This is a genomic window from Bradyrhizobium sp. AT1, from assembly GCF_001590795.1.
Lineage (GTDB): Bacteria > Pseudomonadota > Alphaproteobacteria > Rhizobiales > Xanthobacteraceae > Bradyrhizobium.
In genome coordinates this window covers 3,390,980-3,417,066 of record NZ_JXDL01000001.1, presented here as the reverse complement: position 1 = coordinate 3,417,066, position 26,087 = coordinate 3,390,980, and the positions used below count along the sequence as shown (strand labels likewise).

Annotated in this window: 23 protein-coding genes; 17 read left to right on the top strand and 6 right to left on the bottom strand. The window is 64.4% G+C overall.

The genetic code is table 11. From position 1 onward, the window contains the following. Positions 1 to 24: 24 nt before the first annotated feature. Positions 25 to 1,974 carry a hybrid sensor histidine kinase/response regulator gene (locus SE92_RS16055; protein WP_063196639.1) on the top strand — a complete coding sequence of 650 codons (1,950 nt, stop codon included), beginning with the start codon at positions 25 to 27 and terminating at the stop codon, positions 1,972 to 1,974. Positions 1,975 to 2,022: 48 nt separating this feature from the next. On the opposite strand, the gene SE92_RS16050 is transcribed toward SE92_RS16055, so the two are convergent. Continuing rightward, a complete protein-coding gene (locus tag SE92_RS16050) occupies positions 2,023 to 2,664 on the bottom strand; it encodes an OmpA family protein (protein WP_063196638.1) in 642 nt (213 codons plus the stop codon). Between the two features lie 429 nt (positions 2,665 to 3,093). On the opposite strand from SE92_RS16050, the gene SE92_RS16045 reads away from it, so the two are divergent. Both SE92_RS16045 and SE92_RS16040 read left to right on the top strand, forming a co-directional pair. Then, positions 3,094 to 3,348, top strand: a complete 255-nt coding sequence (locus tag SE92_RS16045; protein WP_063196637.1) for a hypothetical protein — start codon at positions 3,094 to 3,096, stop codon at positions 3,346 to 3,348. Between the two features lie 114 nt (positions 3,349 to 3,462). Beyond that, on the top strand, positions 3,463 to 4,629 hold the full coding sequence (locus tag SE92_RS16040) for a winged helix-turn-helix domain-containing protein (RefSeq protein ID WP_063196636.1): 1,167 nt from the start codon (positions 3,463 to 3,465) through the stop codon (positions 4,627 to 4,629). A gap of 85 nt (positions 4,630 to 4,714) precedes the next feature. On the opposite strand, the gene SE92_RS16035 is transcribed toward SE92_RS16040, so the two are convergent. Next, complete coding sequence (locus SE92_RS16035; protein ID WP_063196635.1) at positions 4,715 to 5,143, bottom strand: ribosomal maturation YjgA family protein; 429 nt, start codon at positions 5,141 to 5,143, stop codon at positions 4,715 to 4,717. 78 nt (positions 5,144 to 5,221) lie between these two features. Here SE92_RS16035 and SE92_RS16030 point away from each other — a divergent pair, with 78 nt between their 5' ends. From SE92_RS16030 to SE92_RS15985, 10 genes are all read left to right on the top strand, one after another. Continuing rightward, entirely contained in the window at positions 5,222 to 6,553 is a 1,332-nt protein-coding gene (locus SE92_RS16030; RefSeq protein ID WP_063196634.1) for an MFS transporter, read from the top strand. A gap of 242 nt (positions 6,554 to 6,795) precedes the next feature. After that, positions 6,796 to 7,902 (top strand): efflux RND transporter periplasmic adaptor subunit, encoded by a 1,107-nt coding sequence (locus tag SE92_RS16025; RefSeq protein WP_063196633.1) that lies wholly within the window; start codon positions 6,796 to 6,798, stop codon positions 7,900 to 7,902. 178 nt (positions 7,903 to 8,080) lie between these two features. Further along, entirely contained in the window at positions 8,081 to 11,218 is a 3,138-nt protein-coding gene (locus tag SE92_RS16020; protein ID WP_063196632.1) for an efflux RND transporter permease subunit, read from the top strand. A gap of 34 nt (positions 11,219 to 11,252) precedes the next feature. Then, a complete protein-coding gene (locus SE92_RS16015; RefSeq protein WP_063196631.1) occupies positions 11,253 to 11,852 on the top strand; it encodes a TetR/AcrR family transcriptional regulator in 600 nt (199 codons plus the stop codon). Between the two features lie 143 nt (positions 11,853 to 11,995). Continuing rightward, positions 11,996 to 12,619 carry a flavin reductase family protein gene (locus tag SE92_RS16010; RefSeq protein ID WP_063196630.1) on the top strand — a complete coding sequence of 208 codons (624 nt, stop codon included), beginning with the start codon at positions 11,996 to 11,998 and terminating at the stop codon, positions 12,617 to 12,619. Positions 12,620 to 12,908: 289 nt separating this feature from the next. Next, positions 12,909 to 15,176, top strand: coding sequence for an acyl-CoA dehydrogenase (locus SE92_RS16005; protein ID WP_063196629.1), 2,268 nt, complete (start codon positions 12,909 to 12,911; stop codon positions 15,174 to 15,176). Further along, complete coding sequence (locus SE92_RS16000; RefSeq protein WP_063196628.1) at positions 15,176 to 16,459, top strand: acetyl-CoA C-acetyltransferase; 1,284 nt, start codon at positions 15,176 to 15,178, stop codon at positions 16,457 to 16,459. The genes SE92_RS16005 and SE92_RS16000 overlap by 1 nt, the downstream gene beginning before the upstream one ends. Before the next feature lie 2 nt (positions 16,460 to 16,461). Then, positions 16,462 to 18,558: a 3-hydroxyacyl-CoA dehydrogenase NAD-binding domain-containing protein gene (locus SE92_RS15995; RefSeq protein ID WP_063196627.1), complete on the top strand. Its 2,097-nt coding sequence runs from the start codon at positions 16,462 to 16,464 to the stop codon at positions 18,556 to 18,558. A gap of 7 nt (positions 18,559 to 18,565) precedes the next feature. Further along, a complete protein-coding gene (locus tag SE92_RS15990) occupies positions 18,566 to 18,976 on the top strand; it encodes an acyl-CoA thioesterase (protein WP_063196626.1) in 411 nt (136 codons plus the stop codon). Positions 18,977 to 19,198: 222 nt separating this feature from the next. Further along, positions 19,199 to 19,390 (top strand): hypothetical protein, encoded by a 192-nt coding sequence (locus tag SE92_RS15985; RefSeq protein WP_063196625.1) that lies wholly within the window; start codon positions 19,199 to 19,201, stop codon positions 19,388 to 19,390. A 126-nt stretch (positions 19,391 to 19,516) separates the two neighbouring features. Here the strand turns inward: SE92_RS15985 and SE92_RS15980 are convergent, their stop codons facing one another. Then, a complete protein-coding gene (locus tag SE92_RS15980) occupies positions 19,517 to 19,909 on the bottom strand; it encodes a nuclear transport factor 2 family protein (protein ID WP_063196624.1) in 393 nt (130 codons plus the stop codon). A 356-nt stretch (positions 19,910 to 20,265) separates the two neighbouring features. Next, positions 20,266 to 20,718 carry a nuclear transport factor 2 family protein gene (locus SE92_RS15975; RefSeq protein ID WP_063203562.1) on the bottom strand — a complete coding sequence of 151 codons (453 nt, stop codon included), beginning with the start codon at positions 20,716 to 20,718 and terminating at the stop codon, positions 20,266 to 20,268. Positions 20,719 to 20,872: 154 nt separating this feature from the next. Here SE92_RS15975 and SE92_RS15970 point away from each other — a divergent pair, with 154 nt between their 5' ends. Together SE92_RS15970 and SE92_RS15965 are read left to right on the top strand one after the other, a co-directional pair. Beyond that, on the top strand, positions 20,873 to 21,559 hold the full coding sequence (locus SE92_RS15970) for an HAD family hydrolase (protein ID WP_063196623.1): 687 nt from the start codon (positions 20,873 to 20,875) through the stop codon (positions 21,557 to 21,559). Positions 21,560 to 21,650: 91 nt separating this feature from the next. Further along, the gene (locus SE92_RS15965) at positions 21,651 to 22,496 is read left to right on the top strand and encodes a DeoR/GlpR family DNA-binding transcription regulator (RefSeq protein ID WP_063196622.1); all 846 of its coding nucleotides are present in this window, start codon (positions 21,651 to 21,653) and stop codon (positions 22,494 to 22,496) included. On the opposite strand, the gene SE92_RS15960 is transcribed toward SE92_RS15965, so the two are convergent. Together SE92_RS15960 and SE92_RS15955 are read right to left on the bottom strand one after the other, a co-directional pair. Then, positions 22,493 to 22,915 (bottom strand): type II toxin-antitoxin system VapC family toxin, encoded by a 423-nt coding sequence (locus SE92_RS15960; protein WP_063196621.1) that lies wholly within the window; start codon positions 22,913 to 22,915, stop codon positions 22,493 to 22,495. The two genes, SE92_RS15965 and SE92_RS15960, sit on opposite strands and share 4 nt — an antisense overlap. Further along, on the bottom strand, positions 22,915 to 23,166 hold the full coding sequence (locus tag SE92_RS15955) for a type II toxin-antitoxin system Phd/YefM family antitoxin (protein ID WP_063196620.1): 252 nt from the start codon (positions 23,164 to 23,166) through the stop codon (positions 22,915 to 22,917). The genes SE92_RS15960 and SE92_RS15955 overlap by 1 nt, the downstream gene beginning before the upstream one ends. Before the next feature lie 288 nt (positions 23,167 to 23,454). Between SE92_RS15955 and glpD the strand changes: the two genes are divergently transcribed. Together glpD and SE92_RS15945 are read left to right on the top strand one after the other, a co-directional pair. Beyond that, positions 23,455 to 25,005 (top strand): glycerol-3-phosphate dehydrogenase, encoded by a 1,551-nt coding sequence (gene glpD / locus SE92_RS15950; protein WP_063196619.1) that lies wholly within the window; start codon positions 23,455 to 23,457, stop codon positions 25,003 to 25,005. Beyond that, positions 25,002 to 26,078, top strand: coding sequence for an ABC transporter ATP-binding protein (locus tag SE92_RS15945; RefSeq protein ID WP_063196618.1), 1,077 nt, complete (start codon positions 25,002 to 25,004; stop codon positions 26,076 to 26,078). Before glpD ends, SE92_RS15945 begins: the two co-directional genes overlap by 4 nt. Positions 26,079 to 26,087 lie beyond the last annotated feature (9 nt).

Below are 26,087 nucleotides of genomic sequence, written 5' to 3'. Positions count from 1 at the left end.
CGATCAGACTCGGAGCGTCCACCGTTGAACACGGAAGACCGCAGCGCCAGGCCGGGCCATCCCAACGCCGACTGGCTGCGTGCCGTCGTCGACACCGCAGTGGACGGCGTGATCCTGATCGATGCGCGCGGCGGTGTCCTGATGTTCAACCCGGCCTGCGAGAAGCTGTTCGGCTATGCCGCCGACGAGGTCATCGGCCGGAACGTCAAGATGCTGATGCCGTCGTCCCACCGCGACGCCCATGATGGATATCTTCAGAATTACCACCTCAGCGGCGAACGCAAGATCATCGGCATAGGCCGAGAAGTGGTGGGCCGGCGCAAGGACGGCTCGACGTTTCTGATGCATTTGTCGGTCGGCGAGAGCAAGCAGGTCGCCGGTGATTCGATCTTCGCCGGCATCATTCACGATCTCACCGAACGCGAGCGCGTCGAGCGCGAGCTGCGCGAGAGCGCTGCGCGGTTGCGGGCGGTAGTCGACACCGCCGTTGACGGCGTGATCCTGATCGATTCCGACGGCATCATCCTGAAATTCAATCCGGCCTGCGAAAGGCTGTTCAAATACGAGGCCGACGAGGTGCTCGGACGGAACGTTCGGGTGCTGATGCCGGAGCCCTACCGTTCCGAGCATGACGGCTATCTCCGTAATTTCATCGCGACCGGCGACAAGAAGATCATCGGCATCGGCCGCGAAGTGCTGGGCCGGCGCAAGGACGGCACGACCTTCCCGATGGACCTTTCGGTCGGCGAGGCCAAGCAGGACGGCTCGTCGATCTTCGTCGGCATGATCCACGATCTGAGCGACCGCAAGCGTACCGAGGCGCAGCTCATGCAAGCCCAGAAGATGGAGGCGGTCGGGCAGCTCTCCGGCGGCATCGCCCACGACTTCAACAATCTCCTCACCGTGATCGTCGGCAATGCCGAATTTCTGGCCGAGCAATTGGTGGGGCGCGGGGACCTGAAACGCCTCGCTGACGACATCTGTAGCGCCGGCGAACGCGGCGCCGAGCTGACGCAGCGCCTGCTCGCCTTCAGCCGCAAGCAACTGCTGCGGCCGGTCGAGACCCAATGCGACAAGCTCGTCGAATCCATGCATAAGCTATTGCGGCGGACGCTGCGTGAGGACATCGAAATCGCCACGCAGGCCGATCCCACGCTACGGCCCGCTTTTGCCGATCCCGCGCAGCTCGAATCGGCGCTGCTCAATCTCGCGCTGAACGCCCAGGATGCGATGGCGTCAGGGGGACGCCTGACCATTTCGGCCGCCAATGCCTCGCTCGATACGGGTGACCACAACCTGCATCCCGACGTCGGGCCAGGTGAATATGTCGTGATCGCCGTGACTGACACCGGCTCGGGCATGCCGAAGCGGGTGCTGGAACACGCGTTCGAACCCTTCTTCACCACCAAGGAGGTCGGCAAGGGCAGTGGGCTCGGGCTCAGCATGGTCTACGGCTTCGTCAAGCAATCCAACGGCCATGTTACGATCTACAGCGAGCCGGGCTTGGGAACGACCGTGCGGATCTATCTTCCGGCCATGCTGACCAAGTCGCAGGGCGTGCCGCTGGCGGTCGAGAAGGAGGTGCCACAGAGCGGTTCGGAAATCGTGCTGGTCGTCGAGGACGATCCGTTCGTCCGGTCCTATGCGGTCATGAGCCTGGAGAGCCTGGGCTACAAGGTGATTTCCGCCGTCGACGGCAAGGAGGCCTTGCAGACGCTTGCCGCAACGCCGCATGTCGACCTGCTGTTCACCGACGTCGTCATGCCCGGAGGCGTCAACGGATGGGAACTCGCCGGCCTCGCCCGCAAGGAGAGGCCCGCGCTGCACGTGCTGCTGACCTCCGGCTACGCCCTCGAAACGCTGGCCGCGAACGGCCACGTCCGACAGGGGGCCCTGATTCTGGAAAAGCCCTACCGCAAGGCCGAGCTCGCGCGGCTGGTCCGGGAGGCGCTCGCCGGGCCGGTGCCGGTTTGAGCGACGGTCCGCCTGCCGGAGAGACGGCAGGCGGTGGTCGTCATCAGATCATTTCGACGCGGTCTTGGTGTCCATGTTCACGACCTGGACGCGGCGGTTGATCGGGTCGGCGCCGTTGGCGGTATCCTTCAGCTTGGTCTCGCCATAGCCGACGGTGACGAGGTCGGTGCCGTTCAGGCCGTAATTCTGCACCAGATACTTCTTGATGGTGTCGGCGCGCCGTTCGGAGAGGCCTTGATTGTACTCTTCTCCACCGGTCGCGTCGGTATGGCCGGCGACCACGAAGGTCGAGCCCTTGAGCGCCGGATCGGACAGGGCCTTGCCGAGCGCCTGCACCGAGGCCATCGAGGTCTTGGCGATATCGGCCGAGTTGTAGTCGAACTGGATCTCCAGGTCGATCTTCGGCTTGGTCGCGGCGAGCTCGGCGATCTGCTCGCGCTCGCCGGTCGAGAGCGACCGGGTCGAGCGGTTGCGCACGGTATTCAGGAAGGTCGCTTCCTTGGCCTGCACGGTCGTGTCGGCCTGCGGACCGACGGACAGGCCGCGGGTTGCCGGCTTCGGCTTCAGTGCATCCAGGATCTGGCCAGTGGTGACATTGCTGTCGCCGGCCAGAGCCAGGCCCGCCGTCATCGACAGCGCGGCGGAAAGGGTTATCGCTTTCAGTCCAAAGAATTTATCGAAACGGGTCATTGTCGTATCCTCGCTGTTACGCCTGATAGCGATTTGATGCTGCGAGCATAGGTCGGGTTCAAAAGCCCCGATGTGATCTTGGTCACGCTGGCTAAAGCGCTTTCAGGCTCGTTTTCGCGTATTTCCCGGCGTTCCGGGCGCGGACCGGCGCGATTTGCGGCCGCTCCGGCGGCGGCGCTGATCGTCCCAATAGCAGTGGTCGCAGTCTCCGCGGGATAGGTTCACACGGCGGCGGGCCTGGTGTGTCCTGGATCACGTTGAGGTGCACGGGCTCGCACCGAAACCTCTGCGAACGGATCGTCGCGCTGAAGCGCCCTTCACTGCATCGCAGCAAGAAAATTGTCTTCTCCGCGAAACGCCGACGCGAGAGAATACGTAATTGCGAAGGCCGGCATGACGCCGGTTTCGTTTTACGGAGGAGACTTTTCGATGAAGATCTTGCTCACCGCCGCAGCCTTTGTCGCGTTCACCCTTTCGCTGTCCCCGGCGTCCGCTGCGATGATGGCGTGCACCAAGGACAACATGATGAAGTCCGCCGCGATGATGGGCGGCACGCCCGACACCCCGGCCAAGATGGCGTCGAACAAGGAAATGGCCATGGCCAACACCGACATGAGCAATGGCAAGATGAAGAGCGCCTGTATGCACTACATGAAGTCGCAGAAGGCCATGATGGCGAAGTAGGCCTCGGCGACATCGAACGGCCGCGCTGTCAGCAGATGGCAGCGCGGCTTTTTCTTTGCCGGTTCCGGTCGACAGCTTTCTCCCGGCGCGAATCCCGCTACATTGCATTCTGCAATGTCACGCACGCCCAAGCCTGTTCCCCTCACCACGACACGAGCCCGGCAGATCTGGCTACGCGCCCAGCGGCTGGACGAACGTACTCCGTTCGGCGAGGGCGCGCAGGCCGTCGCGGACGCGGTCGCCCATCTCGGTTATGTGCAGATCGACACCATCAACGTCATCGAGCGCTGCCATCACCATATCCTGTTCAGCCGCATCCCCTCCTACCGCCGCGCCGATCTGCGCCACGCCCAGAGCGTCGACAAGCGCGTGTTCGAATATTGGACGCACGCGCTCTCTTACGTTCCGGCTGACGATTTCCGTTTCTTCCGGCCGGCGATGCGCGAGCATCAGCGCGAGGGGCACAAATGGTTCGCCTCGGTGAAGCCCGCCGACATGCGCAAGGTGATGCGGCTGGTGCGCGCCGGGCCGCTGACAATCCGCGACATCGAGGATGACGTGCTCACCGAGAAGGAGCATTTGTGGCAGAGCCGCAAGCCCTCGAAGCGGGCGTTGCAGCTCGCCTTCTATACCGGCGCCGTGACCATCAGCGAGCGGCAGGGGATGCTCAAGACCTACGAGCTGATGACGCGTCATTTCGGCTGGGACAAGCTGCCGAGGCCGGCCTCGGCCAGGGAGATCACGGCCTATCTGCTCGACCGCGCATTACGCTCGCAAGGCGTGGTGAGCCTCGATTCGATCTGTCATCTCGATGCGCCGCGCAAGAAGGCGGTGGCCGGCCTCGTCGCCGCGCGCGTCCGCCGCGGCGAGCTCGTGCCTGTTGCGATCGATGGCGCCGGCAAGCAGGAGCATTGGGCCGCCCCGGCCTCGCTCGAGCCGAGCGGTGAAGCGGTCCCGCCCGATCTCGTCCACATCCTCTCGCCGTTCGATCCCCTGATCATCCAGCGCAAGCGCACCAATCTCATCTTCGGCTACAATCATCTGTTCGAAGCCTATGTGCCGAAGGCCAAGCGCAAGCTCGGCTATTTCGCGCTGCCGGTCTTGGTCGGCGACGAGATCGTCGCCGCGCTCGACCTGAAGACCGACCGGCAGGCCGGGAAGCTCCTGGTGCAGAAATGGACCTGGGTCGGGCAGGGCAAGAAGACGGCAGGGCGCAAGGAGCTCAAGCAGAAGATCGAGGACGAGCTCGGTCGCTTCGAGCGGTTTCAGCTGGCGGAGTAGCTGCGACTTCGTAGGGCGGGATTAGCCGAAGGCGTCATCCGCCAGGGCTGTCGCAGCGAAGGGAGCAGAGGCGGATTACGCTCCGCTAATCCGCCCTACGCATCGCGATCATCCGATCGATCCAGACGCCGAGCCCGATCCCGATCGCATAGGCCACCAGATTCCACAGCGAGAAGATGCGTCCCAGCAGCAGCGCGCCGGATGTGGTGAGCCGGAACGCATCGAGCCAGGGCGTGTGCACCAGCCGGGAGAATTCCACGACGATGGCGATGATGGCCGCGACGGCTGCAATCTGCGTCCGCGTGAGTCGCGGCAGCAAAGCTCCGGCCAGCAGAAACACCATCGTGGCCCACAAGAGCGAGCCGCCATACTTCACCACGAAGGCGGGCAGGCCGAGTGGAAAGCCGTACCAGCGCAGCGACAATCCGCAGGCAATGACGACCAGCGCGAGGGCGGCACGGATCAGCGATGTCCGGAGCGGCGCAATGGCTTGATCCGGCTGCGTCCCGTGCATTGCTCGCTCCATTGACTCTTTGCCCGCGATGCTCAAAACCGCCCATCAGCCCACAAGAACAACAAACCGGGGGAAGCCATGAGCCAGACCACCACCTATGCCGGTTCCGCCGGCGCCTCCAAGTCGGAGATCGAGACCTCGACCATCCGCGCCATCTCCTGGCGCCTGATTCCGTTCCTGGTGCTGGCCTACTTCTTCTCCTATCTCGACCGCGTCAATCTCGGCTTCGCCGCGCTGACCATGAATGCCGAGCTGAAATTCACGCCGCTGATCTTCTCCTGGGGCGCCGGCATCTTCTTCATCGGCTATTTCATCTTCGAGGTGCCGAGCAATCTGGCGCTGGAGAAATTCGGCGCCAGCCGCTGGATCGCCCGCATCATGGTGACCTGGGGCATCATCTCCGCCCTGATGGCGGTGGTCAGCGGCGTGACGAGCTTTTACGTGCTGCGCTTCCTGCTCGGTGTCGCCGAAGCCGGCTTCTTCCCCGGCATCATCCTCTATCTCACCTATTGGTATCCGGCCGAATATCGCGCCCGCTTCCTGGCGGCCTTCGCCATCGCGGTGCCGGTCTCGACCGTGATCGGCGCGCCGATCTCCGGCCTCTTGCTCGGGCTCGACGGCATGATGGGCCTGAAGGGCTGGCAGTGGCTGTTCATCATCGAGGGTATCCCCTCCGTGCTGCTCGGCATCGTCACCTGGTTCTATCTCACCGACAAGCCGGAGAAGGCGGACTGGCTCTCGGCCGAGCAGAAGGCCTGGCTCAAGGCGAAGCTCGATTCGGAAATCGCGGCCAAGCAGGCCGTGAAGCATGTCTCGCTCGGCGAAGCGCTGTCCTCGCCGAAGGTGATCGCGCTCAGCCTGATCTATTTCGGCTTCGTCGGGGCGCTCTATGGCATGCAGTTCTGGCTGCCGCAGATCGTCAAGGCGTTCGGGCTGACCAACGCGCAGACCGGCTTCGTCACCGCGATCCCCTATCTGTTCGGCACCATCGCCATGATCCTGTGGGCGCGGCACTCCGATGCCACGCGCGAGCGCGTCATGCATGTCGGTGCGCCGCTGCTGCTCACCGCCGTCGCGCTCGCCGTCTCCAGCTACCTCACCGATCCCACCATGACGATGGTGGTGCTGACGGTGGCCGCGATCGGCGTGTTCTGCTGCTTCGGCGTGTTCTGGACCCTGCCGACCGCCTGGCTCTCCGGTACTGCCGCCGCCGGCGGCATCGCCCTGATCAACTCGATCGGCAACCTCGCCGGCTTCGGCGGGCCGTATCTGATCGGCTGGGTCAAGGAAGCCACGGGACAGACCTCGACCGGCCTCCTGGTGCTCGCCGTGCTGCCGCTGCTCGCCGGCATCCTGGTGTTCGTGGGCGGACACGAGACCAAGCACGAGTTTGTCGAGCAGGGGCGGTAAGGGAAGCCTTGTAGGGTGGGCAAGGCGCGCCCTTCGCGCGCCGTGCCCACGTCTCTCCTCATGCTGGTCAGTTTGGTGGGCACCCTCCGTTTTGCCCACCCTACAATCACACCTCCCTCGCAACCGTTGTCCCAATCCTCACCACCGCTTAACGATCACGCATTCCTGATGACTGACGATTATTGACTTTCATCAGTGATTAGTCGACATTCCTCTCATTCGAGCTGCAGGAGTGTCCTTCAATGTTCGTTCGGTCCGTTTTGTCGAGCTATTCCAGGCTGTTGGCAGGTGTGTCGCTGGCCCTGATGGCTGCCAGCCTGGCCGGGTGCAATGACACCGTCGCCGAGAAAGCCGAGCCGCCGCGGCCGGTCCTGGTCGCAACCGCGCATTATGATGCCGAGACGCCGGAACGGAGCTTCGTCGGCACCGTCAGGCCCCGGATCGAGAGCGATCTCGGCTTCCGCGTGGCCGGTAAGGTCGCCAAGCGCCTGGTGGAAGTCGGTCAGACCGTCGAAATCGGCCAGCCGCTCGCAACCCTCGACGAGGTCGATCTGAAGCTCCAGGCCGAGCAGGCCGCCGCCGAACAGACCGCCGCGACCGGCGTGCTGGCCCAGGCCGCCGCCGCCGAGCAGCGCGCCAAGGATTTGAAGGCCAAGGGCTGGACCACGGACGCGCAGATGGATTCGAGCCGCGCCGCCGCGGACGAAGCCCGCGCGCGCTTGAACCGCGCCGAGCGCGCGCTCGAATTGAGCAAGAATTCCCTTTCCTACGCGACGCTCAACGCCGACGCCCGGGGCGTCGTCACCGCAACGCTGATCGAGCCCGGCCAGGTGGTCGCCGCGGGCCAGGCTTCGATCCGCGTCGCCCGCTTTGCCGAAAAGGAAGCGGTCGTCGCGATCCCTGAGACGCTGGTCGGACGCGCCAAGTCGGGCGTCGCCAGCGTCACTCTTTGGTCCGAGCCGAACAAGAAATACGCCGCCAAGCTGCGCGAGATCGCGCCGGCGGCGGATCCCGCCACGCGCACCTATCTGGCAAAATTCTCGCTGCCCGAGGCCGACGACAAGGTCTCGCTCGGCATGACCGCGACGCTGACGCTATCGGACGCCGCGACCGAGCGCGTCGCGCGGCTGCCGCTGTCGGCGCTGTTCAATGAGGGCGGCAAGCCGTCCTTCTACGTCGTCGATGACAACGGCGCGCTCACCTTGAAGCCGGTGACGGTGAAGGCCTACGAGAGCAACGACGTGATCATCACCAGCGGCGTGGAAGAGGGCGCCAAGATCGTCGCCCTCGGTGTGCAGAAGCTCGATCCGGGCCAGCGGGTGCGGGTCGTGTCGTCACTGTCCTTCTGAGCTTTCTTTAGAGTTACGTCGTGTGAGGTGAGTTTCGGCCTTTGTCCCTAAGCAAAGGCTGAAGCGGCGAAGCGATCCAGAACCTGCCCAGCCCCCTGGATTGCTTCGCTGCCTCGCGACGACGGTTTGAACAGAGCGGCTGTCGTTTTTGCAACTGGATCGTCTTTCGGAGAGAGCGATGAAGCGCTTCAACCTTTCGGCCTGGGCCGTCAGCCATCCGACGCTGGTTCTCTTCCTGATGATCATTCTCGGCGTCGCCGGATTCTTCTCCTATGAGAAGCTCGGCCGCGCCGAAGATCCCTTCTTCACGGTGAAGGTGGTCAACGTCTCCGTGATCTGGCCGGGCGCGACCGCGCAGGAGATGCAGGAGCAGGTCGCCGATCCCATCGAGAAGAAGATCCAGGAGCTGCCCTATTTCGAGAAGGTGCAGACCTATTCCAAGCCAGCCTTCACCGCGCTCCAGGTGACCTTCCGCGATTCCACGCCGCCGAAGGACGTGCCTTATCTCTTTTATCTCTTGCGCAAGAAGCTGGTCGACGTGCAGGGCCAGCTGCCGTCGGGCATTCTCGGACCCGTCGTCAACGACGAGTTCTCCGACGTCGATTCCATTCTCTACATGATGACCGGCGACGGCGCCGATTACGCCCAGCTCAAGAAGGTGTCGGAAGGCTTCCGCCAGCGCCTCCTTAAAGTTCCCGGCGTGACCAAGGTCGACATGTACGGCAATCAGGACGAGCGCATCTTCGTCGAGTTCAGCCACGCCAAGCTCGCCACGCTCGGCATCACGCCGCAGGCGCTGTTCGATTCGCTCGCCAAGCAGAACAACGTGACGCCCGCCGGTACGGTCGAGACCTCCTCGCAGCGCGTGCCGCTGCGTGTCACCGGTGCGCTCGACGGTGCCAAGGCCGTCGCCGAAACGCCGGTCGAGAGCAACGGCCGCGTCTTCCGCCTCGGCGATATCGCCACCGTCACCCACGGTTATGTCGATCCGCCGAGCTTCGTCGTCCGTCAGGAAGGCAAGGCCGCGATCGGCATCGGCGTCGTCACCGCCAAGGGCGCCAACATCCTCGAGCTCGGCAAGGAGGTCGAGAAGGCGACGGCCGACTTCATGAAGGCGGTCCCGCAGGGCATCGACGTCAAGCTGATCGCCGACCAGCCCAAGGTGGTCGAGCACGCCGTCGGCGAGTTCGTGCACTCCTTCATGGAAGCGCTCGTCATCGTGCTGTTCGTCTCGTTCCTGGCACTGGGCTGGCGCACCGGCATCGTTGTCGCGCTCTCGGTGCCGCTGGTGCTCGGCATCGTCTTCGTCGTCATGAACATGATGTCGCTCGATCTGCACCGCATCACGCTGGGTGCGCTGATCATCGCGCTCGGCCTGCTCGTCGACGACGCCATCATCGCGGTCGAGATGATGGTGGTGAAGATGGAGCAGGGCTGGGACCGCATGCGAGCAGCGTCCTTTGCCTGGGAATCTACTGCGTTTCCGATGCTCACGGGAACGCTGGTCACGGCCGCTGGCTTCCTCCCCATCGGCTTTGCCAATTCGGCGGTCGGCGAATATGCCGGCAGCATCTTCTGGATCGTGGCGATCGCACTGGTCGCCTCCTGGTTCGTGGCGGTGATCTTCACGCCCTATATCGGCGTCAAGCTGCTGCCGGAGATCAAGGTGCACCACAACCACGATCCGCACGCGGTCTACGAGACCCGCATGTACCGGGGCTTGCGCGCCATCGTGCAATGGTGCGTCAACCATCGCATCACGGTGGTGGTTGCGACCGTCGGCGTCTTCGTGGCCTCGATCGTCGGCTTCGGCCACGTCCAGCAGCAGTTCTTCCCGCTGTCGGAGCGGCCCGAGCTATTCCTCCAGCTGCGCCTGCCGGAGGGCACCGCCTTCAACGTGACCGAAAAGTCGGTGAAGAAGGCCGAGACGCTGCTGAAGGACGACAAGGACATCGAGACCTATACGTCCTATGTCGGCCAGGGTTCGCCGCGCTTCTGGCTCGGGCTCAATCCGCAGCTGCCGAACGAGGCCTTTGCCGAGATCGTCATCGTCGCCAAGGGGGTCGAGGCGCGCGAGCGCATCAAGGCCAAGATCGAGAACGCGGCTGCCGAGGGCTTCCTGTCCGAAGCGCGCGTGCGCGTCGACCGCTTCAATTTCGGTCCGCCCGTCGGTTTCCCCGTCCAGTTCCGCGTGATCGGCCCCGACGCCAACAAGGTGCGCGAGATCGCCTACCAGGTTCGCGACGTCATGCGGCAGAACAAGAGCGTCAAGGACGTCCAGCTCGACTGGAACGAGCAATCGCCTTACCTGAAGCTCGTCGTCGATCAGGACCGCGCCCGCGCCATGGGCCTGACCCCGCAGGACGTCTCACAGGCGCTCGCGATGCTGATCTCGGGCTCGCAGGTCACGACCGTGCGCGACGGCATCGAGAAGGTCGGCGTGGTCGCCCGTGCGGTCTCGTCCGAACGTCTCGATCTCGGTGGCGTCGGTGATCTCACCATCACTTCGCGCAATGGCGTTGCCGTGCCGCTGCAGCAGATCGCCAAGATCGAATACGACCACGAGGAGCCGATCATGTGGCGGCGTAACCGCGACATGGCCATCACCGTGCGCTCCGATGTCGTCGACGGCGTCCAGGCTCCCGACGTCACGGGCCAGATCACGCCGAAGCTCAAGCCGATCATCGACCACCTCGAGCCGGCCTACCGCATCGAGCCGGGCGGCGCGTTCGAGGAATCCGCCAAGGGCAACGCCTCGATCTTCATCCTCTTCCCGCTGATGGTCATGGTGATGCTGACGCTGCTGATGATTCAGCTGCAGAGCTTCTCGCGCCTGATCCTGGTGTTCCTGACCGCGCCGCTCGGCATCGTCGGCGCCTCCTTCGGCCTCAACGTCGCCAATGCCCCGTTCGGCTTCGTGGCGCTGCTCGGCCTGATCGCGCTTGCCGGCATGATCATGCGCAATACGGTCATCCTGGTCGATCAGATCGAGACCGACGTCTCCCACGGCCTGACCCGGCGCGAGGCGATCGTGGAAGCGACCGTCCGCCGCGCTCGTCCGGTGGTGCTGACGGCGCTCGCCGCGATCCTGGCCATGATCCCGCTGTCGCGCTCGGCCTTCTGGGGACCGATGGCGATCACCATCATGGGCGGCCTGTTCGTCGCGACATTCCTGACGCTCCTGTACCTGCCGGGCCTCTATGCACTCTGGTTCCGGAAGAGCCTGGACGAGGCGGGTACTCCCGAGCAGTCTGCCGCGCCGCAGCATGGCAGCGATGAACATCCGGCAATTCCGCTTGCTGAAGCGGCTGAATAAGTGAGATGAAGGTCTGACGAACGAGTCCTGATTGATGGCCCTTATTTCGGAACATATCGAAGGCGACACCCGGGATCGTATCCTCGAGGTGGCCGAGCGGCTGTTCCGCCAGATCGGCTATCAGAAGACCACGGTCGGCGACATCGCCAAGGAGCTCAGGATGAGCCCCGCCAACGTGTATCGCTTCTTCGAATCGAAGAAGGCGATCCATCAGGCGGTGGCGCGCGGCCTGATGGGCGAGGTCGAGCTCGAAGCGCAGCGGATCGTGGCAAGGCCGGGGCCCGTGCTGGACCGCTTCCGCGAGCTCCTCACCACCATCCATCGCATGAACACCGAGCGCTATGTCGGCGACAACAAGCTGCATGAGATGGTCGAGATCGCCATGCAGGAGGACTGGGACGTCTGCGTCAACCACATGGAATGCGTCGCCGGAATGGTCGGCCAGATGATCGCGCAAGGCGTTGCCACCGGTGAGTTCGAGGCGCCCGACCTGCAACTGGCCGCGCTCTGCTCGTGCACCGCGATGATGCGCTTCTTCCACCCCCAGATGATCGCCCAGTGCGCCACCAAGCCGGGTCCGAACATCGACCAGATGATCGATTTCGTCATCGCGGGTCTGTCGCCGCGGCACTGACAGGGCGGGCAAATCTTTCCTATAAGCAAGCTGACGTAGCCCGGATGGAGCGAAGCGCAATCCGGGATGGTTCAGCGTTGCGCTGGCGGACCCGGATTACGCTTCGCTCCATCCGGGCTACCAGGACCAGGAAAGATTCCGCGGTGACGGACAAAGACCTTTACTTCTACGAGCCCTCCAAGGGCCACGGCCTCAAGCATGATCCCTTCAACGCCATCATCGCGCCGCGGCCGATCGGCTGGATCTCCTCCCGCGATACGAAGGGCCACGTCAATCTGGCGCCCTACAGCTTTTTCAATGCGTTCTGCTACGTGCCGCCAATCATCGGCTTCTCTTCCACCAACTGGAAGGACACGGTCGAGAACATCCAGCAGACCGGTGAGTTCGTCTGGAATCTCGCCACGATGGACCTCGCCAGGCACATGAACGCGACCGCCGCCCACGTCGCGCCCGAGGTCGACGAGTTCGAGGTCGCGGGCCTCACCGCGGTGCCCGGCAAGCTCGTCAACGTGCCGCGCGTCGGCGAAAGCCCGGTCGCCTTCGAATGCAAGGTGTCCGACATCGTCCGCCTCAAGGGCGCTGACGGCAAGGAGGCCGATGCCTGGCTGACGCTGGGCGAGGTGGTCGCCGTGCACATCGACAAGGCCATGATCAAAGACGGCGTCTACCAGACCGCCGCCGCCCGCCCGATCGTCCGCGCCGGCCGCCGCGGCGATTATTTCGAGATCAAGCCCGAAAACATGTTCGAGATGGTGCGGCCGGATTAGGCCGGCCGTATTCTCTCCACGCCGTCATTCCGGGGCGACGCGCAGCGTCGAGCCCGGAATCCATTCATCCACCGACGCTGTCGCACGATGGATTCCGGGTTCGCGCTTCGCGCGCCCCGGAATGACAGCGGGGCATTCGGCCCCATTCCCCTCCCGGAACTGCCCGCGCGCCCTGGCCGTTATGGTCTGGGGCCGCCCGGCCGCGTCAATTTTACAGCCGAACCCTTCACCGCCGTCGGCCACTTTCCGCTAAAATAACCGCCAACCGCGCCGATGCATGAGGTCAGCCATGAGCTTCCGCCGCGACAACATCACCAAGCCGATCTTCTCCTGGGCGCGCGGCGTGCTGCCGGCGATGTCCGACACCGAGCGCGAGGCGCTGGAGGCAGGCGACGTCTGGTGGGACGCCGATCTCTTCACCGGCAATCCGGACTGGTCGAAACTGCTGAAAATTGCGCCAGCCAAATTGACGGAGGAGGAGCAGGCCTTCCTCAACGGTCCCGTCGACGAGCTCTGCGCCATGCTCGACGAGTGGAAGATCTTCTGGGAATGGCGCGACCTGCCGCCGGACGTCTGGCACTTCGTCAAGCGCGAGAAATTCTTCGGCATGATCATCCCGAAGGAATTCGGCGGTCTCGGCTTCTCGCCCTATGCCCATTCGGAAGTGGTGCGCAAGATCTCGACCCGCTCGATCGCGGCCGCCGTCACCGTGATGGTGCCGAACTCGCTCGGCCCCGGCGAGCTCCTGATGCGCTTCGGCACGAAGGACCAGCAGGCGCGTTGGCTGCCGCGCCTTGCCGACGGCCGCGACATTCCCTGCTTCGGCCTCACCAGCCCCGAAGCCGGCTCTGATGCAGCCTCGATGATCGACACCGGCATCATCTGCAAGGGCGAATTCGAGGGCCGCGAGGTGATCGGCCTCCGGCTCAACTGGCACAAGCGCTACATCACGCTCGGCCCCGTTGCGACGCTGCTGGGCCTTGCCTTCAAGGCCTATGATCCCGACCACCTCGTCGGCCACCAGGAAGAGCTGGGCATCACCGTCGCGTTGATCCCGACCGATCTGCCCGGCGTCGAGATCGGCCATCGCCATCTGCCGTCGATGCAGGTGTTCCAGAACGGCCCGAATTGGGGCCGCGACGTCTTCATCCCGCTCGATTACGTCATCGGCGGCCAGGAGCGGCTGGGGCAGGGATGGAAGATGCTGATGACGGCGCTCGCCGCCGGCCGCGGCATCTCGCTGCCATCGCTCTCTGCCGCGGGTGCCGTCTATGCGGCGCGCACCACCGGCGCTTATGCCCGCATCCGCGAGCAGTTCGGCATCTCCATCTCGAAATTCGAAGGCGTGGAAGAGCCGCTCGCGCGCATCGTCGGCACCGCCTATCAGCTGGATGCGGCGCGGCGGCTGACCTGCGCGGCGCTGAATGCCGGCGTTCATCCCGCCGTCATCTCCGGCATCATGAAGCTGCATGCGACCGAGCGGATGCGCACCGCGATAGACGACGCCATGGACATCCACGGCGGCAAGGCCGTGATCGACGGCCCGCAAAACTATCTCGGCAATCTGCACCGCGCGGTACCCGTCGGCATCACCGTCGAGGGCGCCAACATCCTGACGCGCAATCTCATCGTGTTCGGGCAGGGCGCGATCCGCGCGCATCCCTATTTGCTCGACGAGATGAATGCGCTCGCTGACACCGATCGCGAGCGCGGACTTACGGCCTTCGACAAGGCGTTCTGGAAGCACGTCGGCCACAGTTTCCGGACGCTCGTCCGCGCCTTCGGCCGGAGCTGGACTTTTGGTGCTTTCGCCCTGGCGTCCGATGCGGGCGACGCCACGCCGTTCTATCGCCAGCTCTCGCGCTATTCGGCGGCGTTCGCGCTCTGCGCCGACATGGCGCTGCTGACGCTCGGCGGCGCGCTCAAGCGCAAGGAGATGTTGTCGGCGCGCTTCGGCGACATCCTGTCCGAGCTGTATCTGCTCTCGGCCGCGCTAAAACGCTGGCAGGACGAGGGCCGGCAGAAGGAGGACTTTGCCGCGCTGGAATGGTGCATGGCGACGGGTTTTCGGACCATCGAGAACCGGCTTGCCGAGATCCTCGCCAACCTGCCGAACCGCTTCGTCGCGGCCTTTCTGAAGCTCGTGGTCCAGCCGTTCGGCGCCCGTGTGCTCGGCCCCTCCGACCGCGTCGTACATCAATGTGCAAGCATCGTGCTGGAGCCGTCGGCCGCGCGTGAGCGCCTCACGCCGGATCTGGCCCATGTCGACGACGACGGCGGCTTTGCCCGGCTGGAGCGTGCCTTCAAGCTGGTCACCGGTACTGAGGCCATCGCCAAGCGCATGCGCGCGGCGCATGTCCGCGACTGGAAGGACGCAGTCGCCAAAGGCGTGATCACGCAGGCTGAGGGTGAGCAAATCTCTTCTGCCCGCAAAGCCGTCGCCGAAGTGATCGAGGTCGACGATTTTGCGCCGGAAACGCTGTCGCCGATTTACAAGAAAACCGGCGACGTGCATCAGTTCTTCCAGGAACTCGGTGAACAGAGGGCGGCGAGCTGATGGCACGACCGGTATTCATCGTCGACGGCAGCCGGACGCCGTTCTTGAAGGCGCGCTCGGGGCCCGGGCCGTTCACGCCTGTCGATCTCGCCGTGCAATGCGGCCGGCCGCTGCTGGCGCGCCAGCCGTTTTCGCCCGACAGCTTCGACCAGGTCATCCTCGGCTGCGTCAACGTGATTGCCGACGAGATGAACCCGGCCCGTGTCGCCGCGCTTCGGCTCGGCATGGGCGAGGACATGGTCGCCTTCACCGTGCAGATCAATTGCGGCTCCGGCATGCAGTCGATCGACACCGCCTACCGCTACATCCGCGAAGGCCATGCCGACTTGATTTTGGCGGGCGGCACCGAGGCGCTGAGCCACGCGCCGCTGGTCTGGCCGAATTCCGGCGTGCGCTGGTTCGCCGGTCTTGCCACCGCCAAGGGCGTGGCGGCGAAGCTCGCCGCTGCCTTCAAATTGCGGCCGAGCTACCTCAAGCCGATCATCGGCCTGGAGCGCGGCCTGACCGACCCCGTCACCGATCTGAACATGGGCCAGACCGCCGAGGTCGTGGGCCATCTCTTCGGCATCACCCGCGCCCAGTCGGATGCCTATGCGGCAGAGAGCCACCGCCGGCTCGCGCATGCGCAAGGCGCGGGTTTTCTCAAGGGCGAGGTCGAGACCGCGTTCTCGCGTGACGGCAAATTCTTCGACCATGACGACGGCGTGCGCCCGGACTCCACGGCGGAGTCGCTGGCAAAGCTCCGGCCGGTGTTCGAGCGCCCTTGGGGGCAAGTCACCGCCGGCAATTCCTCGCAGATCACCGACGGCGCGTCCTGGGTGATCCTGGCCTCCGACGCGGCCGTCGCCAAGCACAAGCTGACGCCAAAGGCCGCCATCGTCGACAGCAACTGGGCCGCGCTCGATCCCAGCATCATGGGGCTAGGTCCGGTGATGTCAGCAACGCCGCTGCTCCAGCGCAACGGCCTCACGGTGCAGGATGTCGAGACCTGGGAGCTGAACGAGGCTTTTGCCACCCAGGTGCTGGGCTGCCTGGCTGCCTGGAACGACGACAAATTCTGCCGCGAGATTTTGGGCCTCGATGGTGCGGCCGGCGAGATCGACCGCGAAAGGCTCAACGTCGATGGCGGCGCCATCTCGCTCGGCCATCCCGTCGGCACCTCCGGCAACCGCATCGTGCTGCATCTCGTCAACGCGATGAAGCGGCTCGGCACGCGGCGTGGCGTCGCGACCGAGTGCATCGGCGGCGGGCTCGGCGGCGCCATGTTGATCGAGGCGGTGTGACCATGGATTCCAGGATCATGACCGCGCTCGGCGACCGCATCCTCGAGCTGGGACCCAAGCCGGCGACCGACAATCCGTACAAGCACTTCAAGCTGACGCGCGACGCCGACGGCGTCGCCTGGCTGCTGTTCGACCGCGCTGACGCCAGCGCCAATACGTTGTCCTCCGACGTAATGGAGGAGTTCGACGCGGTGCTCGCAGCGATCGAGACCGAGCGTCCCGCCGGGCTCGTACTCCGCTCGGCGAAACCATCCGGCTTCATCGCGGGCGCCGACGTCAACGAATTCCGCGGCGCTAGCGATCCGGAGATGGTGGAGACGCGCATCCGCGCCGCGCATGCGGCGATCGACCATCTGGAAGCCTTGAAGCTGCCGACGGTTACGGTCATCCACGGCTTCTGTCTCGGCGGCGGGCTCGAGGTTGCGCTCGCCTGCCAGTCGCGCATCGCGATCGACGGCGCGCGCTTCGGCTTCCCGGAGGTGATGCTGGGCCTGCATCCCGGCCTCGGTGGCACTGCGCGTTTCACCGCGCTGGTCAATCCCACCCAGTCGATGGCCTTGATGCTGACCGGCCGCACCATCGATGCGCGGCGGGCCAAGGCGATCGGCCTCGTCGATACCGTCACGCAGGAGCGCCATGTCCGGGGCGCGGTGAAGGATGCGCTGTTCGGCCGGCTGAAGCGGGCGCGCCCGGGCCTTCTGACGCGCGCGGCCAATTTCGGCCCGGTGCGCGGGCTGCTCGCAAAGCGCATGCGCTCGGAGGCGGCGAAGGCCGCGTCTCGCGAGCACTATCCCTCATCCTATGCGCTGATCGACCTCTGGGAAACCCATGGCGGCAGCAAGGCCGCGATGCTGAAGGCGGAGCAGACGTCCTTCGCCAAGCTGATGGTGACGCCGACCGCGCAGAATCTGATCCGCGTCTTCTTCCTGCGCGAGCAGATGAAGAAGGCGGCAGGCAGCGGCAACACCATCAAGCATGTCCACGTCATCGGCGCCGGCGCAATGGGCGGCGACATCGCGGCTTGGGTGGCCGGGCAGGGACTGCGTGTCTCGCTGGCCGACATGAAGGCCGAGCCGATCGCGGGCGCGGTGAAGCGCGCCGCCGAGCTCTACGGCAAGATCATCCGCAAGCCGACCGAGGTGCGCGACGCGCTCGATCGCCTAATCCCCGACATGGACGGCGAGGGCGTGCGCAACGCGGATCTCATCATCGAGGCCGTGCCGGAAAAGCTCGAGCTGAAGCAGAAGGTCTATGCCGGGCTCGAGCCGCGGATGAAGCCCGGCGCGATCCTCGCGACCAACACGTCGAGCATCCCGCTTCAGGATCTCCGCACCACGCTGGCGCGGCCGGAACGGCTGGTCGGCCTGCATTTCTTCAATCCGGTCTCGCGGCTGCAATTGGTCGAAGTCGTCAGTCACGATGGCAACGATGCGCAGGTGCTGAAGGATGCGCTTGCTTTCGTCGGTGCGATCGACCGCCTGCCTCTGGCTGTGAAGAGCTCGCCCGGCTTCCTCGTCAACCGCGCGCTGACGCCCTACATGCTGGAAGCGATGGTGATGCTGGACGAGAAGATCGACCAGCGCCTGATCGACGCCGCAGCCGAGCAGTTCGGCATGCCGATGGGGCCGATCGAGCTCGCCGACCAGGTCGGGCTCGACATCTGCCTTGACGTCGGGGACATGCTGCGGACGAAATTCGGCGACCTGCTGCCGCCGACGCCGGCCTGGCTGCGCGACAAGGTCGCCAAAGGCGAGCTCGGTCGCAAGACCGGCAAGGGCTTTTACACCTGGAAGGACGGCAAGGCGGAGAAGGCACAGCTTCCCGAGACCGGTCCGCGCGTCACCGACCAGATGATCGATCGCCTGGTACTGCCGATGTCGAACGTTTGCGTTGCGGCGCTGCGCGAAGGCATCGTCGATGACCCCGATATGGTTGACGGCGCGATGATCTTCGGCACCGGCTACGCGCCGTTCCGCGGCGGACCGTTGAATTATGCGCGCACGCGCGGCGTGGAAAACATTGTATCGACGCTGCGTGCGCTGGCCGAGCGATTCGGCGGCCGCTTCGCGCCCGACCCGGGCTGGGACACTTTCAAGTGAGAGACAGATGACCGAAAAGTCCGACACCGCGCCGCGCGGCGATCTCTGCATCCGTACGCTCGCGATGCCCGCCGACACCAACGCCAATGGCGACATTTTTGGCGGTTGGCTGCTCAGCCAGATGGACGTCGGCGGCGGCGTGTTTGCATCGAAAGCCGCGAAGTCGCGCACCGTGACGGTTGCGATCGAAGCGATGAATTTTCGCAAGGCGGTCTATGTGGGCGATCTTGTCTCGGTCTATGCCAACCTCGTCCGCGTCGGCCGCACTTCGATGACCGTGCATCTCGAGGCGTGGGCGTTGCGGCGCGGGGAGGAGCATCCGTTTCTCGTCACCGACGGGAATTTTACCTACGTCTCGATCGACGAGCATGGCCGCCCTCAGGAAGTTCGCCCGACCGACGCGCCCATTGCGACGTGACCGCGCGCGGCTGTCCGTCTCATCTCGCGAAGCTTGCAGCCGATGAAACGCGGCGCTGATGTGGGTCGACGCGTCGCGGCTTTGCCAAGAACGGGTCATAAAACGGATGAGGTCCCGGCGTACTGAATTGAACGTCGATTCGGGTCAGAAACGGTTGATTTGCCTTCAGGAACCTTTGGGCGGAGATGCCGTTATTTGCCCGCACTGAGGAATCTACGGGCCATGCCGGACAGCTACATCATCGAAGTCAACTCGCAGACCGCGGGAATCGTCGTTCGCAGCCAGGGCGGCTACTGCTTTTTCGCCTCGTCCCACCAGTTCAATCGTCTCGAAGGCCAGCTCTTCCGCAACGCCCGCGAAGCCGAGCGCGCCGCGCGCAAGCTGGTGAACGGCGATGTGAAAGAAGCGGCTTAGGCGCCGCTGTCATTCCGGGGCGCGCGGAGCGCAGGTCGGAATCTTTTTCCGAGGACTCTGCTCTTGTGCGTCGCCGTTGCGTGGCGAGCCGCCCTCTCCCGCCAGGGGAGAGGATAGGTCGTCGCATCACAGTTTTGTCGCGGAGCGCGACAACAGCTTCCAATCGTCGCCCTGCTTCAGCCAGTTCATCAGGATATGAAGGCTGTTTGCCACTTTCTGTCCGCCGGTCATCATCTCGGCCAGCCAATGGAAGCGCACGATCGCGGCAGGGCCGACGATCTTGATGGTCGGGTCCTTGTACGTAATCGACAGAAACTGCGTCTTGCCGTCGGTGGCGTTGGCGACGAAGGCTGCCTTGTCTTCGAGGAAGCCGTTGGAGTGGCTGTAGCTCAGATCATCCGCGCAGAGCGCGCTCAGCGCCTTCGGGTCGGCCGCGATCTGGGCGAGACGAAATGCCTCGACGTTCCTTGCCACCGCCTCGTGGTCCGTCGTGGCAGCATGATCGCGATCCAGTGTCATGGTATCCTCATTTCTTGATCTTGCGCGAACTGTTGCAGTCGCATTGATTTTGTCGGGCGGCAGGTCGCAACACACTGCGTCGCGCCAGCAGCGGCGAATTCTGACGCGCAAAGCATGGTCGGAATTTTTTGCCGCCCTTGATGGAGCTGCCTTTTCCTTCTCCCTTGCGGGTGAAGATGGCGTAGGTCGCCTCCGGCGACCATCCTTAAGAGAACGCTGAAGCAAAGCTTCGGATATGGCGCGCTTCTAATGGAAATGAGTTCTGGGAGACATACCCATTCACCCCTCCTGCCGCTGCGCGGCGAGCCACCCTCTCCCCTTGTGGGGCCCGCAAGGGGAGAGGGCAAGAGTCGTCATCACAACTTCGTTGCTGCCCGCGACAGCAGCTTCCACTCGTCGCCCTGCTTCTGCCAGTTCATCAGGATGTGAAGGTTGGTCGACACTTTCTTCCCATCGGCCGCCATCTCCTGCTCGCCCAGCCAGTGGAAGCGCACGATCGCTGCTGGACCGACGACCTTGATGGTCGGGTCCTTGTACTCGATCGACAGGAATTTCGACTTGCCGTCGGTCGCATTGGCGATGAAGGTGGCTTTGTCCTCGACCTTGCCGCTGGAATGGCTGTAGCTGAGATCGTCCCAGCACAGCGCGCCGAGTGCCTTCGGATCGGCCGCGATCTGGGCGAGGCGGAAGGCCTCGACCTTCTTCGCCACGGCATCCTCGTCCACTGATGCGGCGAGCGCCGGTGTCGTGAGCGCAAGCGTGGAGACGGCAAGAGCCGAGAGAGCCAGATCGCGTCGGTTGATCGTCATCGTTTCCTCCTTTTTGATCTTGCACCGAGTGTTGCAGCCGCGCGCGACTTTGTCGAGTGTCACATCGATGCCATGTGCATGCGTCATTGCGCGGTTGAAGCCATATTGATACGTCTCGCGCATCGATGCGCCGCGGATTTGGGAAAGTACGGAAATGATCGAAGCCACAACGGAAGCGACGGGCAGGGCATTGCTGTTCGACATCGACGGCACGCTTGCCGACACCGACCCGCTGCACTTGAAGGCGTTCAACCAGGTCCTCGGTCCGCACGGTCATGTCTTCGACCACGCGCGCTTCTCAAGGGAGCTGCAAGGCTTCGCCAATGTTGCGATCGGCGAGCGCTTTCTGTCCCACGAGGCGCCGGAGCGGCGTGCCCTGATCCTCGACGAGAAAGAGGAGGTCTTCCGTACGCTGGTGGCCGGGCAGATCGTGCCGCTCCCGGGCCTGATGGCGCTGCTCGACCGGGCGGACGTGGCCGGCATTCCCATGGTGGCCGTGACCAATGCGCCGCGTCTCAACGCCGAGCTGTTGCTCTCCGGCCTCGGCATCGCGCATCGCTTCAAGGCGCTCGTGATCGGCGCCGAGCTGCCGCACGGCAAGCCGCATCCGTTGCCCTATCAGGAAGGGCTGCGTTTCGTCGGCGCGAGGGCGGAGGCTTCGATCGCCTTCGAGGACTCCCGCACCGGCGTGCAATCGGCCGCGGCGGCCGGCATTCCGACCATCGGCGTCCGGACCAGCCTCGGTCATGCCGACCTCGTTGCGGCCGGCGCGGTCGCTTCCGCCAGCGCCTTCGACGATCCGGACCTGCTGGCGCGTCTCGCAAGCGTCATGGAATGGTGAGAGCTTTCATCCGTTAACCGTGATCGGTGTGCGGATTGACCGCAACCGTGAACCGCCGCACCATACAGCATTCTGATTTGAGGCCGTTGCCGTGACCGGACTGACCCATCGCCAAGCCGAAATCCTCAACATCGCGCGTGCCTCCGGCCGTGTCATGGTCGAGGAGCTCGCGCGCCGGTTCGAGGTTTCGGCGCAGACCATCCGCAAGGATCTCAACGATCTCTGCGAGCGGAGATCGCTGACCCGCATCCATGGCGGCGCCATCATCGCCTCCGGCGTCGAAAACCTCGCCTACGAGGCGCGCCGCTTTGTCGCCGCTGACGAGAAGAAGGCGATTGGAGCTGCCGCCGCATCGCTGATCCCGAACGGTTGCTCGCTGTTCATCAACATCGGCACCACGACCGAGGAGGTCGCGAGCGCGCTGACCTCGCACGAGGATTTGCTCGTCATCACCAACAATCTCAACGTCGCCATGCTGCTCTACCGCCATCCCCGCATCGAGGTGGTGGTGGCCGGCGGCACGGTGCGGCGCGCCGACGGCGCCGTGGTCGGCTCGACCGCGACGCAGCTGATCGGCCAGTTCAAGGTGGACTATGCCATCATCGGCGCGTCCGCGATCGACGAGGAGGGCGCGTTGCTCGACTTCGACTATCGCGAGGTGCAGGTCGCACAGGCCATCATCGCCAATGCCCGCAGCGTGATGCTGGTTGCAGATTCCACCAAGCTGCGCCGCAGCGCGCCGGTCCGCATCGCGCATATCACGCAGATCCAGACCTTCGTCACCGACCAGGAGCTGCCTGAGCGCCTCGCCACCATCTGCCACAGCAAGGGGATCGAGGTGATGGCGGCAATGCCGAAGGGCGCGGAGATCGACGATGCGCCGGCCGAGGTACAGGATGCGGCCCCTGAAGCCGCGCCAGTGGTAAGGCTGCGCTAGGGCTCAAGCGCCTCCCATGGGTTGAGCAATGTCACGCCTGTTGGTTCGAAATCCGCCACACTACGCGTAACGACCGTCAAACTGTGAACAAGCGCGGTCGCGGCAATGAGGGCGTCGCGCTCAGCCCGTGGGTTGGGAACGTGCAATTGCGCGCAACGCTGTGCCACGACCGTATCGATCGCCAGGATTCGTCCCTCGAAGCGGGCCAGAATATGATCATCGATCCAGTCGCGCAGGATCGCACCTTGCACGGCGTCCTTACGAGCGATCAGACGCGCGCCAACCTCAATTTCAAGAATCGAGATAGCTGACACGAAGAAACTCGCAGCGGGCACTGCATTGGCCCAAGCGAGGACGTTGCGGTCAGCCTTATCCGGTCGCCTCAGTTCTGAGACAACATTGGTGTCCAACAGAAACATCAGTCGAGATCGGCGGGCCTGGAGATTCCACCGCTGATGCGGGGCGGATCGAACTCGAAGTCCGCGTTCGGCTGCGCCAGAGCTTCGGCGAGGCTCATGTGTCCGCCGCTCAGGCGCAGATAATCTTCGATGCTCAGCAGGACATGTGCCGGACGGCCGCGGTCGGTGATGAAGACAGGCCCCTTCGAGGCCGCCTTCTTGGCGCCGCTTGTATCCTGGTTGAACTCTCGGCTGGTCAGGGTGGTCACCATCCTCTGTACTTTCTTGCGGCCACAATGCTTCGGGTAGATGATATGTAGAGAAGTTTCTACTTTCAAGTGCTAACCGGCCGACGGAGAGGAGCCAAACGGCTCTTGCCGCGCAACCGAACCATTTGCCTTCAAACTTGCCCTCGCTTCTGCCTTTTCCCTCGCCGAATTGCCCCCAAAAATGTTCCTCTTTCGCTTTCCTTCGCCCCTCTTTCATCTTGCTTTCGTTTTTCGGTGTGATCTAATCAAAAACGAAAGTAACCGCTCGAAGGAACGAGCGGCGTTCGGGGGATGCGTCTGTTGGAGCGTATTTTCGACCTCGCCATCATTGGAGGCGGTGTGAACGGTTGCGGCATCGCGCGTGATGCCGTGGGCCGCGGCAATTCCGTTTTCCTGTGCGAAATGAACGATCTGGCGAGCGGGACATCGTCCTGGTCGACCAAGCTGGTGCATGGCGGCCTGCGCTATCTCGAATATTACGAGTTTCGGCTGGTCCGCGAGGCACTGATCGAACGCGAGATCCTCTGGGGCATCGCGCCCCACATCATCCGCCCCCTGCGTTTCGTCTTGCCGCATCACGCCGGTCTTCGGCCGGCCTGGCTGCTGCGTCTCGGCCTCTTCCTCTATGACCACATCGGCGGCCGTCACCTGCTGCCCGCCACGCGCTCGGTCGATCTTGGCCGCGACGAGGTCGGCAAGCCGCTGATCCCGAATCGCTACAGCCGGGCCTTCGAATATTCCGACTGCTTCGTCGATGACGCCCGTCTCGTCGTGCTCAACGCACGTGATGCCGCCGACAAGGGCGCCGAGATCCGTACCCGCACCCGCGCCACCGAGATCCGCCAGGCCAATGGTCTGTGGACCGTCGGCATGGTCAACACGCTGACCGGCGAGCGCTCGCAGATCCAGGCGAAGGCGCTGGTCAATGCCGGCGGCCCCTGGGTCGAGGACGTGCTCGGCCGCGGCGCCGGCGTCAACGCGAAGGCCAAGGTGCGACTGGTGCAGGGCTCGCACATCGTGGTCCGAAAGCTCTACGCCCACGACCGCGCCTACATGTTCCAGAACGCGGACGGCCGCATCATCTTCGTGATCCCGTACCAGGACGACTTTACGCTGATCGGCACCACGGATCGCGACTATGACGGCGATCCCGCCAAGGTGAAGGCGACGCAGGAGGAGATCCAGTATCTCTGCACCGCTGCGAGCGAATATCTGGCGAAGCCCGTGACGCAGGACGACGTGGTCTGGACCTATTCCGGTGTGCGGCCGCTCTATGACGACGGCGCCAGCGAAGCCAAGGCGGCGACGCGGGACTACGTGTTCGAACTCGACACGCCCGGCGGCGTGCCGCTGCTGTCGATCTACGGCGGCAAGATCACCACCTATCGCCGCCTCGCCGAGGAGGCGCTGGAGCGGCTCGCGCCCTATCTTCGCAGCGCAAAAGCGCGGGAGGGCTGGACCGGAAAATGGCCGTTGCCCGGCGGCGACATGAATGTGTCCGACATCGACGGCCTGATCGCCGAGCTGCAGCGCGGCTATCCCTTCCTCGGCCACGAGCACGCCAGGCGGCTCGCGCGCGCCTATGGCACCAAGGCCATCAAGCTGCTCGGCGACGCCAAATCATCGGACGATCTCGGCCAGGCCTTTGGCGCGACGTTGACCGAGCGCGAGGTCCGCTACCTCATGGCCAATGAATGGGCCGTGACCGCCGAGGACGTCGTCTGGCGCCGTTCCAAGCTCGGCCTGCGACTATCTGCCGATGAGATCGCTGCGCTTGACGACTGGATTGCAACCCACGCTGTGCCGCAAAGTCCCCTGCTGGAAGCGGGAGGACGCTCATGACCGTGACACTCGATCACGTGACCCGGACCGTCGAGGGGGTCCAGCATATCCGCGACGTCTCGCTGACGCTCGAGAGCGGCACGCTGAACGTCCTGCTCGGGCCGACGCTGTCGGGCAAGACCTCGATCATGCGGCTGCTCGCCGGCCTCGACAAGCCGACATCGGGCAAGGTGCTGGTCAACGGCAAGGACGTCACCGGCGTCGACGTACGCAAGCGTTCGGTCGCGATGGTCTATCAGCAGTTCATCAACTATCCCTCGCTCACGGTCTACGAGAACATCGCTTCGCCCCTGCGCGTGCAGGGCAAGCCGCGCGACGAGATCGAGGCGCGCGTGGCCGAAGCCGCAAGACTGCTGCGGCTCGAGCCGTTCCTGAAACGTACGCCGCTCCAGCTTTCCGGCGGCCAGCAGCAGCGCACCGCGATGGCGCGTGCGCTGGTCAAGGGCGCCGACCTCGTCCTGCTCGACGAGCCGCTCGCCAATCTCGACTACAAGCTGCGCGAGGAGCTGCGCGCCGAGCTGCCGCGCATCTTCGAGGCCTCCGGCGCGATCTTCGTCTATGCCACCACCGAGCCGACCGAGGCGCTTCTGCTCGGCGGCAACACGGTCTGCATGTGGGAAGGCCAGGCGCTCCAGATCGGCGAGACCCCCAACGTCTATCGCCGGCCGCAGACGCTGCGCGTCGCCCAGGTGTTCTCCGATCCGCCACTCAACCTCGTCGGCATCGAGAAGAAGAACGGCTCCGTGCAATATGCAGGCGGCATCGCCGCGCCTGCCTCCGGCCTCTATTCGTCGCTGGCCGACGGCGCCTATCGCGTCGGCTTCCGGGCGCACCAGCTTGCGCTCGCCAATGGCGAGGCCGACCGGCACGCCTTCCACGCCACGGTCACGGTGACCGAGATCACCGGTTCGGAGAGTTTCGTGCATCTGACCCGCGACGGATCGAACTGGGTGGCGGTGCTGCACGGCGTGCACGAGTTCGAGCCGGGCCAGACGCTCGATGCGGTGCTCGATCCCAACGACGTTTTCGTGTTCGACGCGGCCGACCGCTTGGTCGCCGCTCCCGGCTCTTGAGGGGAGCGC

Bases quoted from the DNA above. Each gene is read 5' to 3' on its own strand.
- SE92_RS16000 (WP_063196628.1), top strand. From the start codon at position 15,176: ATGGCACGACCGGTATTCATCGTCGACGGCAGCCGGACGCCGTTCTTG.
- SE92_RS16025 (WP_063196633.1), top strand. From the start codon at position 6,796: ATGTTCGTTCGGTCCGTTTTGTCGAGCTATTCCAGGCTGTTGGCAGGT.
- SE92_RS15995 (WP_063196627.1), top strand. From the start codon at position 16,462: ATGGATTCCAGGATCATGACCGCGCTCGGCGACCGCATCCTCGAGCTG.
- SE92_RS15975 (WP_063203562.1), bottom strand. From the start codon at position 20,718: ATGACGATCAACCGACGCGATCTGGCTCTCTCGGCTCTTGCCGTCTCC.
- SE92_RS16005 (WP_063196629.1), top strand. From the start codon at position 12,909: ATGAGCTTCCGCCGCGACAACATCACCAAGCCGATCTTCTCCTGGGCG.
- SE92_RS15960 (WP_063196621.1), bottom strand. From the start codon at position 22,915: ATGTTTCTGTTGGACACCAATGTTGTCTCAGAACTGAGGCGACCGGAT.
- SE92_RS15990 (WP_063196626.1), top strand. From the start codon at position 18,566: ATGACCGAAAAGTCCGACACCGCGCCGCGCGGCGATCTCTGCATCCGT.
- SE92_RS16045 (WP_063196637.1), top strand. From the start codon at position 3,094: ATGAAGATCTTGCTCACCGCCGCAGCCTTTGTCGCGTTCACCCTTTCG.
- SE92_RS16040 (WP_063196636.1), top strand. From the start codon at position 3,463: ATGTCACGCACGCCCAAGCCTGTTCCCCTCACCACGACACGAGCCCGG.
- SE92_RS16030 (WP_063196634.1), top strand. From the start codon at position 5,222: ATGAGCCAGACCACCACCTATGCCGGTTCCGCCGGCGCCTCCAAGTCG.
- SE92_RS16020 (WP_063196632.1), top strand. From the start codon at position 8,081: ATGAAGCGCTTCAACCTTTCGGCCTGGGCCGTCAGCCATCCGACGCTG.
- SE92_RS15945 (WP_063196618.1), top strand. From the start codon at position 25,002: ATGACCGTGACACTCGATCACGTGACCCGGACCGTCGAGGGGGTCCAG.
- SE92_RS16050 (WP_063196638.1), bottom strand. From the start codon at position 2,664: ATGACCCGTTTCGATAAATTCTTTGGACTGAAAGCGATAACCCTTTCC.
- SE92_RS15970 (WP_063196623.1), top strand. From the start codon at position 20,873: ATGATCGAAGCCACAACGGAAGCGACGGGCAGGGCATTGCTGTTCGAC.
- SE92_RS15985 (WP_063196625.1), top strand. From the start codon at position 19,199: ATGCCGGACAGCTACATCATCGAAGTCAACTCGCAGACCGCGGGAATC.
- SE92_RS15980 (WP_063196624.1), bottom strand. From the start codon at position 19,909: ATGACACTGGATCGCGATCATGCTGCCACGACGGACCACGAGGCGGTG.
- SE92_RS15955 (WP_063196620.1), bottom strand. From the start codon at position 23,166: ATGGTGACCACCCTGACCAGCCGAGAGTTCAACCAGGATACAAGCGGC.
- SE92_RS16035 (WP_063196635.1), bottom strand. From the start codon at position 5,143: ATGCACGGGACGCAGCCGGATCAAGCCATTGCGCCGCTCCGGACATCG.
- glpD (WP_063196619.1), top strand. From the start codon at position 23,455: ATGCGTCTGTTGGAGCGTATTTTCGACCTCGCCATCATTGGAGGCGGT.
- SE92_RS16015 (WP_063196631.1), top strand. From the start codon at position 11,253: ATGGCCCTTATTTCGGAACATATCGAAGGCGACACCCGGGATCGTATC.